Here is a 12,599-nt window from a genome sequence, read left to right as displayed (position 1 = left end):
GCCGCTCATAATCCGTTTTTTCTAAAAAATACTGTCGCCGGTCAGCTTCTTGGAGGTCTGATTGGCCAACAGCAGCAGCCCCAGCGCTACGATTGAGCGGGCAAACAGGACGGCGGTGGAGAAGGAGTGACGCCCGGAGACAAGCCCCATGTTGTAGATGTAGAGGTCGAGACTTTCCGCCATCTTCATATTCATGTTGTTCTTAAGCATGAAGATTTGCTCGAAATTACTTCCGAGTATTCCGCTGACCGCAAGGATGAACAGAATAGCGATCGTGGGGCGGATGCTCTGCACGGTAATATGCCACATCCGCTGCCAGCGGTTCGCGCCGTCCAGCTCGGCTGCTTCATACAGCCCCGGATCAATGCCCGCTATGGCTGCTATGTAGATAATGGCGCTCCAGCCGGTTTCCTTGAGCGTATCGGTGAAAAAGGTAATCCACCAGAAGTACTTAGGGTCGCTGTTAAACAGGATTTCCCGGTCCTGGAACCCGATCGCCATCATCAGCTGGTTAATGACACCGCCCTCCCCCAGCCAGTTGAGTGCGATTCCGCCAAAGATCGTCCAGGCGATGAAATGGGGCAGGTACGAGATTGTCTGCACCGTGCGCTTAAACCGCAGACCCCGGATTTCATTAAGCAGCAGGGCGAATAGAATGGGGATCGGAAAACCTAGTACGAGCTTGATTGTACTCATCCCGAGGGTATTGCGGATCGAGCGCCAAAACCGGTCATCCGTCATAAAATCCTGAAAATGCTTCAGCCCGACAAACGGCGACTCCAGCATAGGCTTAGCAATGCTGAAGTCCATAAAGGCGATGATCAGCCAAAACATAGGGATATAACAAAAGATGAACATCCAGATAATGCCCGGTATTACCATGCTTTGCAGCTGCCACTGTCTGACGAGCGCTTTCATTTGTTCCGTTCTGTATTGGAACATGTGCTGTGCCCCCCTTCCTCTTTCATCGTATGAGAAAAGGGCAGAGGAAAAAAGGCCATGATTATTGACCCTATCCCAATTTTTTGGATTCCACCCACCGGGCCTGGAAATTAAGTATGCTGTGATTAACTGAAGGGAGTGTGCGAAGGATGAACAAGCTTGTATGGGAGCAGGATTTCCTAAGCGGAAATGCGGATTTGCAGAGCTGGAATATCCGCCTGGGCAACGACTTATTAGACAATGACGGGAAGCCGGTGTATCCGGGCTGGGGCAACGGGGAGCAGCAGTTTTATACGGGGAATCCGCGGAATCTGTCTATTGGAGAAGAAGGCCTGCAGCTGTGTGCGCGCCGCGAAACTGTGGAGCAGGATGGACGCAGCTTCGCGTATACTTCAGCCCGCCTGGATACCCGGAACCAGTTCTCTTTCTGCTACGGCAGGCTGGTCGTGCGGGCCAAGCTGCCGGTGGGGCAGGGAATCTGGCCCGCCATCTGGCTGCTTCCGCAGGATCAGGCTTACGGGCCCTGGCCCGCCTCCGGGGAGATCGATATGCTGGAGGCGAAGGGACGCCTGCCCCGGCAGATTGCGGGAACGCTGCATTATGGACCGGATCTTGCGCATAAAGTCGTCGAAGAGTTCACCTATGAGCTGGAGAACGGAACGATTAACGAGTTCCGGGAGTATGCGCTGGAATGGGAAGCCGGTTCCATGCGCTGGCTTGTCGACGGGCAGTGCTTCGCGGAGCGGAGTCTGGAGCCGGGGGTGATGCCCTTTGATCAGCCTTTTTATCTGCTGCTTAATCTTGCAGTGGGCGGGTGGTATGACAATGTGGCGGTGGACGAAGCTAGCCTGCCGGCGGTGATGACGGTGTCAAGCATCCGGCTGTATCAGCACTGAGGCAGCTCAAATTCCGGCGAAAATATCCTCCAGGCGGTCCCAGTTGGCGGCGACCCAATTATTTTCGTGGCGGAAACGGATGAGCGGTGTGAATTCATCCTTTTGGGGAACCGCAATCCATTCGGCTTCCCTCCACCACGTTAATTTAATGGAACGGATCAATTTGTTAACGGGTAATGGGATATGCTCGCGGTAGCCGGTCACAAAGGCTTGGACCCGGTCCAGCCGGAGCTGGCTGCCTGACAAGGCGCAGGACAGGATGGGGCGTGATATATCGAACTCCGGGTACACGAAATGCAGTCTGTCGAAGTCAAGGATAGCGGCCACTTCATCGGCGCTGAACAGAATATTATCGACGAACAAATCCCAGTGCCCCCAGCCCCGTTCGCAGTCTGCAAAGATACCGGTATCCATTCCATCAATAATTCTCCGCTGAATCTCAAGCGCTGCAACCGTTTCGCCATTATGAAGGGTGGTCGCCTGAAGGTATCTTTTGTCCCAGTGCTTCACCATAGCTTCTTGGGTCCGTATATTCCAGTGCAGGGGCAATGGAGTCAGGTCCGTGTTCAGCAGCTTATGCATCCGGCCCACTACGCTCCCCAGCGCATACATTTGGGGCTCACTTGCCGAGCCCGGCTCAACACTGCTTCCGTCACACAGGTTCATCAGCACATACCGTTCCTGCGAAGGCGTTCGTAAGACATATTTCCCCTGATGTGAAAATAACTTCGGAACCGGGATGCCCTGCAAATGCAGCTGATCCTGATGAGTCAATGAAATTTCAAGTCCGTGGGTGAGGTGCTCCGGGTAACGTATCTTGCTGTATTGCTTCACGAATAAACGTCCGTGATCACTTTCAAGCTTCCATTTCAGATTCAGGAAACCCTGATCAATCTGCGTAGCCTTAGTAACGTGTACCCCGAAAATCTCTGAAATGGAGCCTAAGATTTCATCCCGGATGGTTGCGGCTGTGTCGGACATATAATATCTCCTCACCTGGAAATATAAATGATGAATGTATTCAGGGTTAACACTAGTTTAATCTCTGTAATGCTGCTATATGACTTTATTTTCACCGGAGTGAAGGGATTATTCAAGATAAATATTTGCTGAGAAACTGAAGGGGGACGCAGCCATTTACTGCCCGGATAGTTCAACTTCATAGACCAGTGAATGCGGAATACGGGTGCTTAAATTTACACTGTAAAAGCTTAAATGTTGTACGTATTGCAACTTGGTTTCGCAGAAACCTGGGTGTGGGGATAGATTGTTGTATGAAATACAAGAATTGGGCTGCTAATCCGCTTGGAGAAGGGGAAATGTTGTATTTCATACAACAAAAGTGGATTATGCCCGGAATTATAAGGGAAATGTTGTATTTTGGGCATGATTTTTAAAAAATGGTTATTACCTCACAAGCATCCGGCAGAGAATTTTATTCGCCAGGGCGCATGAGGAGGATTGAAGCTCAATTTCGTGCGGTGAGGCTTAGTTCAGCAGTTGATGGGCAGATGATGAGCAAGCGAAAAGAGGTGTCCCAAGCCGCAGAACCGGCTGCCGGGACACCTCTTTATTGAAAATATAATTTATATGTTTCACATGCTAACTTATCCTTCTATTCTACTTGTGCGGAAATTTACACGAGTGAAAGCGTGAAACGGAAGGAATACGGACGGTTAGCAGGCAGGGTGAACTGCTCATGGGTCGGGGCGCCCCAGCTGTCGTCACCGCCGACGCCCATCTGCTTGTAGTTCACGCGCAGCACCGTTTTGCCGGATACAGGCAGCTTGTAGCCATGATCGCTGGCTTCCAGCTCAGCGGCACTCCATGGAAGGGCGTTGACTTCGATAGGCAACGCGCCTTCTACATGCAAGCCGTGTCCATCACTGCCTGCAGTGACAGAGGCATATCTTACATCCGTCTTGTTGCCGCATTCCTGCGGACGGAGATACGGTGTGTATTGCCCGCTGACCGAGCCGCTGTAACGTCCCAGCGGAGCTCCGGACTGCCGGTCCCAGTAGTTCTCATGCGGGCCGCGGCCGTACCAGGAGATGGTGTCGAGGCTGCTGTCCAGCTCGAAGGCCATGCCGAATTCCGGAATCTCCGGCAGCTTGCTGCTGCCCGGCTGAAGCTCCTGAACAATCTCTACCGAGCCGTCTGTGCGGATCTCGAATTGAACACGCAGCAGGGATTTCGGCTGGGTATCCAGCAGATACTCAGCAGTCACGAAACCGAGACTGCCCTCTACACGGCAGCTGAACCCGGTGAGCTGACGGCTGTAAGAGACTTCCTTCCAGACTGCGCATCGCTCGGGATGCTTGTTGCCGAGGTCATTGTCGGTTACCGCTCTCCAGAAGTTAGGTCTTGCCGGTGCAAGCAGATGCTCTTTGCCGGAAGACTGGTAAGAAACCAGGGCGCCGGATGCCGTGTCGAACGATATTCCGAAGCTGCTGCCTGCAAATGTCACCAGCCCGTCTTGCTCATTGACCTGCAGCTTACTCCCTGGATTAACAGGAGTGGCGGCCGGAATATATGGGGACAGAATGAACTGTTCCCAGGCGACTTCGTGGCCTGCACCTGCCCAGGCTGTTTCGGCCTGCAGGAAGAACGAGACCGTAAGTACAGCTTCTTTGCCGGTTTCAAGCAGGCTGTGATCGTACGGAACGGCAATTTCAGCGGTTTCACCGGGTGCTGCGGACAGAGGCAGCGTTCCCTCCTGGACGGCTTCTCCATCCAGCGCCAGCTTCCATTGCAGCTGATAGTCTTCCAGATCCGTAAACAGGAAGTTATTGCGAACCTGCAGACGTCCGGTGTTCAGGTCCAGCGCGGTGAGGACAATGCTCTGATAGCATTTTTTGACCTCCAGCAGCTTGGGAGTAACCGTACGGTCAGCAAACAGCAGGCCGTTGCCGCTGAAGTTGCCGTCATGCGGATTTTCCCCGAAATCACCGCCGTAGGCCAGATAGCTTGTGCCGTCAGCTGTAGTAGTGCGGATCGCCTGATCTACCCAGTCCCAGATAAAAGCGCCCTGAATGATGTCATACTTGTCAAACAGCTCGGTGTACAGATGCAAACCGCCGCAGGAGTTGCCCATAGCATGGCTGTATTCACAGAGAATGTATGGCTTCTTGGGATGGTTCAGCGCATATCTCTCAACATCATCCGGTTTGATGTACATGGTGGATTCGATATCACTTGCGGCTTCCGATGCTCTGTAATGGAAAATCCCTTCGTAATGCACCGGACGGGTCGGGTCGGCTTCCCGCAGATAGTCGTGCATGGCCAGGAAGTTATCGCCGCCGAAGGACTCGTTGCCAAGCGACCAGATGATGACCGACGGATGATTCTTGTCTCTTTGCATCATGGAATTGCAGCGGTCAATGACATTGGCGCGCCATTCCGGCCGGCTGGCAGGGACATTGTGCTCATGCAGCTCCTGCTGCCCGTATTGCCAGGAGCCATGGGTCTCCAGATTCGTCTCGTCGATGACATAGAGACCGTATTCGTCACACAGCTCATACCATACGGACTGATTCGGATAATGGGAAGTCCGCACAGCATTGATATTATGCGATTTCATGAGCTTGATGTCGGTGATCATATCTTCTCTGGAGAGCGCCCGGCCGGTGTCACAGGAGAATTCATGACGGTTGGTACCCTTGAGCACGATCCGTTTGCCGTTGATCTTCATCAGACCATCCTGGATCTCGAAGGTACGGAAGCCTACCTTGCAGCTGACCGCTTCCAGCACTTGTCCCTGATCATCCGATACAGCAATAACCAGTGTGTACAGATAAGGCTTCTCGGCGCTCCACTTCTTCGGGTTCGTCACTGCTGCGGACAGCTCTAGCTGCTGAACTCCGTCCTGACCGAAAGCGACAGAGGCGGAGACAGGTTTAGCCCATATGGGCTGTTCCTTACCGTCATAGAGCTGGACCTGTACCGAATGGGACTCAATCACCTTGTCAAAATAATTCTCAATCGTCAGATTTACATTCAGCTGCGCATCGGTAAACTTCTCATCCAGATCTGTGCGGACGTAGAAATCAGCAACCCGCACAGGCGGTGCAGTACACAGATAAACATCGCGGAATATTCCGCTCAGCCGCCAGAAGTCCTGATCCTCCAGCCAGCTGGCATCGCACCATCGGTAGACTTCTACAGCCAGCTTGTTGACACCGGGTACCAGATAAGCGGTAATATCGAACTCGGATGGCGTGAAGGTATCCTCACAGTATCCGGCCAGCTCGCCGTTCACCCAGACATAGAAAGCGGATTCAACCCCCTGGAAGCTGAGGTACACCGGCTGCCCATCCCAAGTCTCGGGTACGGTGAAGGTGCGGATATAAGAGCCTACCGGATTGTACACGGTCGGGGCAAAAGGCGGCTTCAGCTCCGGCTCGGACACGGCCCATGGATAACGGACATTGGTATATTGCGGATAATCATATCCCTGGAACTGCCAGTGGGAGGGTACGGTAATATCCGCCCAGTCTCCGGAGTCATAACCGGCAGTATAGAAATCCTTGATCCGTGCTTCCGCAGTTTCGGCGAATGCGAATTTCCAGGTTCCGTTCAAGGATTGATAACGGGAGGAGGCTTCTTTAGTTCCCTGCAGGGCTTCAGCCACTGCCGGGAAAGACATCATGGAGGCATGCGCGTCTATCCGGTTCAATTGAAATAGCTCAGGATTATTATTCCATTCCGGATATCCGTTTGCAGGCTGCTGGTATGAGAGCTTATGGCGCAAGTTAACATCTCCTTATATTGTTATATTCATATTATAGAATGGAGAATGTCTGGGGTATATATAATGATATTCATCAAATATATCAAAATATGAAACAAGAATAGACTGGAATTTGAAACTGCGGGCCGTTATGATGGAGAGGCGGGACAGGAATACCGGCGGTTAGAACCCGCTGGGCTTTTACAGAAAGGGGGACGCCTGTGAGAAGTACAATGATCTTCAGCGAAATGGAAGAAACGCTTCCGCTGCCGCTCTATGCCACAACCATCGGGTATTGGGAGCATCAGGAAGAGACTCTCCGGCCTACGGGCTTTCCGGATTACCAGCTGCACCAGGTACTTGGCGGAAAAGGCGAATTGACTATCGGGGATAAACGTTATACTGCAGGTCCCGGTGATATCATGTTTCTCTATCCGGATGTTCCCCATTCGTATGCGCCGCTGAGCCGGGAATGGGAGCTGGCCTGGATTTCCTTTAACGGGCGGGAAGCGGCCCAGATGCTGCTCTATGCCGGTATACGCGAGTCAGGAATGGGGAGCTTAAGAGAGCAGCCCATCCTAAAACCGCTGGAGGAGATGCTTACCCTTTCATACGGCAATGAGCTTCAGGATAATCTGGAACGTTCGAAGTTATTGTACTCGCTGCTTCTGGATCTGAAACGCAGCCTGCTTCCCGCCTCGAATGAGGATAATGAGCTGGAGCGGATGAAGCCGGTGCTGCAATATATAGAGCTCCACCTGCACCGTCCGCTGCTGCTGAAGGAACTGGCCGAGGTGGCTGAAGTATCGCCGCAGTATCTGTGCAGGCTGTTCCAGCGCACCGTCCGCGAGCGGCCGGTCGCCTACATTAACAAACAGCGGGTGAACCGGAGCAAACAGCTCATGTTCAGCAGCAGAGGGCAGAGAGTCTATGAAATCGCCCAGCGGGCAGGGTTCGAGAATGTCAGCTACTTCTGTGCTGTGTTCAAACGGATGACCGGTATGCAGCCCGAAGAGTGGAGGCGCCTGCATGGTCTGGATTAGGGGCCGCCAGGCTCCGGATTCGGATTCGGATTCGAATTCGAATCTGTATCATAGACTCTCCCTCAGCCGGGCGAACATCCAATTCGCGATTTGGCGGTAATCTGCAGCCGGCCCGGCAGACGCTGCGGATTCAACAACCGGCTTAGGGTCATGTGTCTGCAGCACCGCCCACATCGCATTCCAGAAGTTGACCACGTAAGAGATCTGTTCAAGGCTACGCAGGGTATCCGCATCATAATGTCCGAAGTAGCAGGCAAGGAAGGTTTCCTTCTGTGGCAGGGAATAAGCCGAGCATACACATGCCAGATCAAACATGATATCGCCCATTCCGGCATATTCCCAGTCAATCAGCCGCACCGTTCCGTCATCCAGGAAGTTGTTTGTAAAAGGATCATTATGGCACAGCCCCAGCTGCTGTTGTCCGTTTGACGCCCTGTCCTGCTGAATGGCCGCAAGCTTCTCCAGGAACTCGTTCAGATCTCCAGGAAGCCCGAGCTGATGCCGGGCGGCGAGTTGTATCCGGTCCTTAATATCCTGATAAGGAGAGAATGCATAAGGAACCGGCGGCAGGGCATGCACTTTCCTCAAAGTATCGGCGATCCGCTTCATATTCACATCGGTGCCGGCATCTGCGTCGTTCCATTTCACGCCATCAATAAACTCTGTGACCATATGACCCGTCTCCGTGGAGAAATACACTACCTCTGCACCTATCCCTAAGTCTGCCGCCGCCTGCATAGCGGCAAGCTCTGCTTCCCGCTTAATGCCAAGCCTGTCCGCATTCCCGCCGCTAATGCGCAGCGCCAGCTTACGGATACCGTTCGTAATAATATAATTCTGATTCGTCAAGCCATCCTGCTGGTATTCAATGGTTGTATCCGCAATATCCCACTTCAATTTTTCCTCAATAATCTGCTTCATGGCTTCAGTCCATCCGCTCATGCTGGTTATTCCTTCCGTTGTGAAGAGTAATAGGTAAAGATCAGGCAAGCTCTAGCTTGAACACAACCGGCAGGGCGCTGGCCACCGCTGTGGTGCGGATCGTTAACGCTTCTGCATTCCGCTCCCAGGCAGGCTGTTCATCGAAACCGAGCACGGAAATTTTCTGGATGATACCCTCGAAATAGGGGGATTTCTCCCTAAGTGATGTAATGCGCACAGCGCCATCCTCAGGGAATACCAGGACGGTTGCATACAGGCAGCTCCCCTTCACGGTGAAGCGGATGTCCTCAGAGGTGAACACCTTGGCGCTGCCGTCGGTGAACTGTCCCTCTTCAATGCGTGTCGGCCCTTCACCGAATGTGCACCAGAAGGAGCTCTCATAGATGGCTTCACCATTTGTGCCCAGCCAGCCGCCTATAGCAGCCAGTATCTCCTTATCTTCATCGGCAAAGCTGCCGTCAGCCCGCGGCCCCACATTCAGCAGGAGATTGCCGTTTTTGCTGACGATATCCACCAGATCGCGGATGATCTCTCCGGCAGATTTGAAGTCATTATTCTCCGTATAACACCAGGAGTTTCGTGCGGCTGCTGTATCCGTCTGCCAGAAGAACGGCTTCAGCTCCGCGAATTGCCCCCGCTCTACATCGGGAATGGCTGTGCCGAACATGAAAGCATCATGTTTATAATTAATAGCAGCCGTAGTTCCGCGCTGAACTGCCCGGTTGTAATAGTAGGCGGCGAATTTCTTCAGATACGGCTTGAATACAGCATTCTCAATCCACCAGTCGAAATAGAAGACCTTAGGCTGATACTGGTCGACCAGCTCGCAGCAGCGGATCAGCCAGTCTTCCAGATACTCTTCTGACGGGGGAGAGCCGTAGAGATCGTGATGATCAGGTTCCGGCATGGACGGCCAGTAGAAATCGCCGCGTTCCAGCGGCTCATGGATATCGGACTCGAACTCTTTGCCGTGGGACATGAAGAACCAATGCTCCGCGCGGTGGGAGGAGACGCCCAGCTCCAGATCATGCTTCCCGAAGGCGGCCTTCAGCTCGCCGAGAATATCCCGCCCGGGCCCCATCTCGTACGTGTTATAATGGGAGACAGCGCTTTTATACATCTGGAAGCCGTCATGATGCTCTGCAACGGGAATGACATACTTGGCGCCGGAGGCTTGGAATAAGGCAGCCCACTCGTCCGGGTTGAACTGCTGCGCCGTGAACAAGGGAATAAAATCCTTATAACCGAAATCCTTGTGGTTCCCGTAGACAGTCAGATGATGCTCATATTCCTTCGTGCCTTGGATATACATATTGCGGGAATACCACTCATTACTGAAGGCCGGAACAGAATACAGCCCCCAGTGAATGAAAATGCCGAATTTGGCCTGGCGGTACCACTGCGGCACCTCATACATACTTAGCGAATCCCAATCATCCTTATAGGGGCCGTTCTTAATGGTCTCGTCGATAAGGTGCAAATAATCAGTCAGGTTCATAGTCAGTTTCTCATCCTCCCGCGATTAATATAACGCTTTCATTGTACCGGGCCGCAGGGGGATTAAGAATGTACGGGATTAACTTTCTGATGTACAAAAATAACCTTTAAGGCGGTCTGAACGATGGATCATCACGCATTGCTCACCAGCTACTTATCCAATCTGAAGGTCGACCTGCTCATGGCGGACTATAACCAGTGCACCACACAGTGGAGGGATCTGGACTATACTCCGGACTACAGCAAGTTCTATTACATCTGCGGCGGTGAAGGTTGGCTGAAGATCGGGGATAAGGAATATTATCCGCAGCCGGGGGAGCTGATCCTGATGCCTGAGGGTGTGAAGCAGTCCTACTCATGCATCAGCGAACGCCCTTTTCTCAAATACTGGTGTCATTTCAGCGCCAAGGTCGGAGAGATTAATCTGTTCCGTATCCTGGAGATGAGCCATGTATGCATTCCGGAGAATCCTGCTGCTGTCGAGGCGAGGTTCAAAGGGATTACCGGGGGTGCCCAATCGGACGCTGTATATGCCCCGCTGCTGGCCAAGAGCAAGCTGCTGGAGCTGATCTCCTATTACATCATGAACCTCAGGCTGGATGAAATCTCTTATAAGAATCTGGGCTCCGCCCGGAAGCTGACAGCCGTTCTGGATTACATCGCCGCGAATATCGAACACAATATTACCATTCATGACCTTGCCGAAATTGCGCATATGCACCCTAACTATTTCATACGCCTGTTCAAGCAGCAGATCGGCGTGCCCCCCATCCAATACATCACCCGGCAAAAGATTGAAAAAGCGAAAGACCTGCTGGCAGCCACCTCCGGTTCGGTCAGCGAGATTGCCGACCAGCTCGGCTTCGGCGATCTGTTCTATTTCTCCAGGCAATTCAAGAAGCATGCCGGGCTTGCGCCCACAGAATTCAGGAAACAGGAAACAGGAGGTGTTAAACTATGATCAGCGAACCATACAGCGGTTATCAGATCCGGTTAATGGATGAGCCGGCAGCCAGAGAGATTCTGAACTGGAAATACGAACCGCCATATTCTCTGTACAATATGCTGGATGATTCTGCTGGAACGGAGGATATCGAAGAGCTGATGGACGGCTCCTACTTCGGCGTACGCACTGCGGAAGGGGAATTGGCCGGATTCTTCTGTTACGGGAGGAATGCCCAGGTGGGAAGAGGGGTAGAGCTGGGATATTATCTGGATGGTACAGCGCTTGATATCGGACTGGGATTAAGGCCGGACCTGACCGGCGCTGGAAAAGGGCTTGTTTTTCTGCAGGCGGGTATGAAGTTTGCACAGGGGACCTATGACGCGAAGCGGTTCCGGTTGTCGGTTGCGGCCTTTAATCTCCGGGCTATTGCCTTGTATAAGAAGGCGGGTTTCCTGCCCGGGCAGAGCTTCATCAACCGTTATGGGGACAGCGAAACGGAGTTCCTGCTGATGGAGACGCCGGGCCTGTTCTGAGCATCTATAGCCAGAGTGGAGAATACAGGGCGAAGTCTGTTAAAATAGAATTATGGCATCATACATATCAAAGGAGAACTGAATGTGAACGATAACTTGAAGCAAGCGTACGCGCGGCTAGGATTAACTGAAACCGTAACCAGAGAGGAATTGAACAAACGGTTCGATTTGCTCCTGAAGCGCAGACGGACCCTTTCTACGGATGAAGAAATAGCGGACTATGAAGCGGATTTCCAGGCGTACAAGCTTATTCTGGATACTTGGGACGAGCAGGAGATTCAGGAAGCTGAAGACCAGCGTCTAGCCAAATACGGGCGGTTCTCCGGGACTGCAAGCAAATGGGAACGCTTTATGCGGCTCTACAAAACGCATGTTATCCTGTCCATCGTCGCAGTGCTTGTGCTCATTTTTGGCGGGAAGGCACTGTACGATAACTATCAGCACAGACAGTATCTTGCTTCGCTGCCGCCGGTGGATGCGACCATTATGTTCGTGGGTAATTTCGGGGCCAAGGACAGCAGCGGGGATACAGCGGCATTGGAGCAAGCGGTCATTGACGCTTATCCGCAGTGGAAGCGGGTAGAGGCGACCATTGTGTATCTGCCCAAGACCGGAGAAGGTGCTGATACGCTGGATATGAACCATATGCAGAAGGCTGTGGTCGAGCTGGCGGCCAACCGGCCGGATATCGTCATTATGGATGATGCGACCATCGAGTGGATCGGCGGACAGGCCGGATTCCAGAATCTCGAACCCATTACGGCGGACGGCAAGCTGGCTGCTGACGATACACGTATGAGATGGGGAACGAATGAAGATACCGGCAAGCGAGAGCTGTATGGTGTGAATATTATGGATTCTCCGTTTATCTCTGCGCTGCCCATTGACTACAATGTGAAATCGATCATTATTGGTGTGCTTGGCGAAGACAATAAGGATAAGACGATTGAGTTTGTGAAGCATATTGCGGAGGAACAAGCCGCGAAGTAAATAGAATACAGAGATCAGCATCTCTGAAAATAACAAAAAACCTCTCTTCCAATGGATGTTCACACCCATTCCCGAAGAGAG

The 12,599-nt window shown here is 52.5% G+C and carries 10 protein-coding genes; 5 read left to right on the top strand and 5 right to left on the bottom strand.

Going from position 1 to position 12,599, the window contains the following annotated elements:
* Nucleotides 1–21: 21 nt before the first annotated feature.
* Entirely contained in the window at nucleotides 22–942 is a 921-nt protein-coding gene (locus NYE33_RS27165) for an ABC transporter permease (RefSeq protein WP_039297276.1), read from the bottom strand.
* Nucleotides 943–1,091: 149 nt separating this feature from the next.
* Here NYE33_RS27165 and NYE33_RS27160 point away from each other — a divergent pair, with 149 nt between their 5' ends.
* Nucleotides 1,092–1,838 carry a glycoside hydrolase family 16 protein gene (locus NYE33_RS27160; RefSeq protein WP_341068337.1) on the top strand — a complete coding sequence of 249 codons (747 nt, stop codon included), beginning with the start codon at nucleotides 1,092–1,094 and terminating at the stop codon, nucleotides 1,836–1,838.
* 6 nt (nucleotides 1,839–1,844) lie between these two features.
* Here NYE33_RS27160 and NYE33_RS27155 read toward each other — a convergent pair whose 3' ends face one another.
* Entirely contained in the window at nucleotides 1,845–2,819 is a 975-nt protein-coding gene (locus tag NYE33_RS27155) for a phosphotransferase (protein WP_341068335.1), read from the bottom strand.
* A 655-nt stretch (nucleotides 2,820–3,474) separates the two neighbouring features.
* Nucleotides 3,475–6,588: a glycoside hydrolase family 2 TIM barrel-domain containing protein gene (locus tag NYE33_RS27150; RefSeq protein WP_336103769.1), complete on the bottom strand. Its 3,114-nt coding sequence runs from the start codon at nucleotides 6,586–6,588 to the stop codon at nucleotides 3,475–3,477.
* A gap of 200 nt (nucleotides 6,589–6,788) precedes the next feature.
* On the opposite strand from NYE33_RS27150, the gene NYE33_RS27145 reads away from it, so the two are divergent.
* Nucleotides 6,789–7,610 carry an AraC family transcriptional regulator gene (locus tag NYE33_RS27145; protein ID WP_042136069.1) on the top strand — a complete coding sequence of 274 codons (822 nt, stop codon included), beginning with the start codon at nucleotides 6,789–6,791 and terminating at the stop codon, nucleotides 7,608–7,610.
* Between the two features lie 48 nt (nucleotides 7,611–7,658).
* On the opposite strand, the gene NYE33_RS27140 is transcribed toward NYE33_RS27145, so the two are convergent.
* Together NYE33_RS27140 and NYE33_RS27135 are read right to left on the bottom strand one after the other, a co-directional pair.
* Complete coding sequence (locus NYE33_RS27140; protein WP_336103768.1) at nucleotides 7,659–8,552, bottom strand: phosphotransferase; 894 nt, start codon at nucleotides 8,550–8,552, stop codon at nucleotides 7,659–7,661.
* A gap of 40 nt (nucleotides 8,553–8,592) precedes the next feature.
* Nucleotides 8,593–10,050: an alpha-L-fucosidase gene (locus tag NYE33_RS27135; protein WP_341068332.1), complete on the bottom strand. Its 1,458-nt coding sequence runs from the start codon at nucleotides 10,048–10,050 to the stop codon at nucleotides 8,593–8,595.
* 123 nt (nucleotides 10,051–10,173) lie between these two features.
* Between NYE33_RS27135 and NYE33_RS27130 the strand changes: the two genes are divergently transcribed.
* The 3 genes from NYE33_RS27130 (at nucleotide 10,174) to NYE33_RS27120 (ending at nucleotide 12,518) form a co-directional block, all read left to right on the top strand.
* Nucleotides 10,174–11,010 carry an AraC family transcriptional regulator gene (locus NYE33_RS27130; RefSeq protein ID WP_341068331.1) on the top strand — a complete coding sequence of 279 codons (837 nt, stop codon included), beginning with the start codon at nucleotides 10,174–10,176 and terminating at the stop codon, nucleotides 11,008–11,010.
* The gene (locus NYE33_RS27125) at nucleotides 11,007–11,528 is read left to right on the top strand and encodes a GNAT family N-acetyltransferase (RefSeq protein ID WP_083705666.1); all 522 of its coding nucleotides are present in this window, start codon (nucleotides 11,007–11,009) and stop codon (nucleotides 11,526–11,528) included. Before NYE33_RS27130 ends, NYE33_RS27125 begins: the two co-directional genes overlap by 4 nt.
* Before the next feature lie 84 nt (nucleotides 11,529–11,612).
* The gene (locus tag NYE33_RS27120) at nucleotides 11,613–12,518 is read left to right on the top strand and encodes a hypothetical protein (RefSeq protein ID WP_042136074.1); all 906 of its coding nucleotides are present in this window, start codon (nucleotides 11,613–11,615) and stop codon (nucleotides 12,516–12,518) included.
* Nucleotides 12,519–12,599: the final 81 nt, after the last annotated feature.

This window comes from Paenibacillus sp. FSL R10-2199 (assembly GCF_038000235.1).
Classification (GTDB): domain Bacteria; phylum Bacillota; class Bacilli; order Paenibacillales; family Paenibacillaceae; genus Paenibacillus_AQ; species Paenibacillus_AQ phytohabitans.
This window is presented reverse-complemented; position numbering and strand designations above follow the sequence as displayed.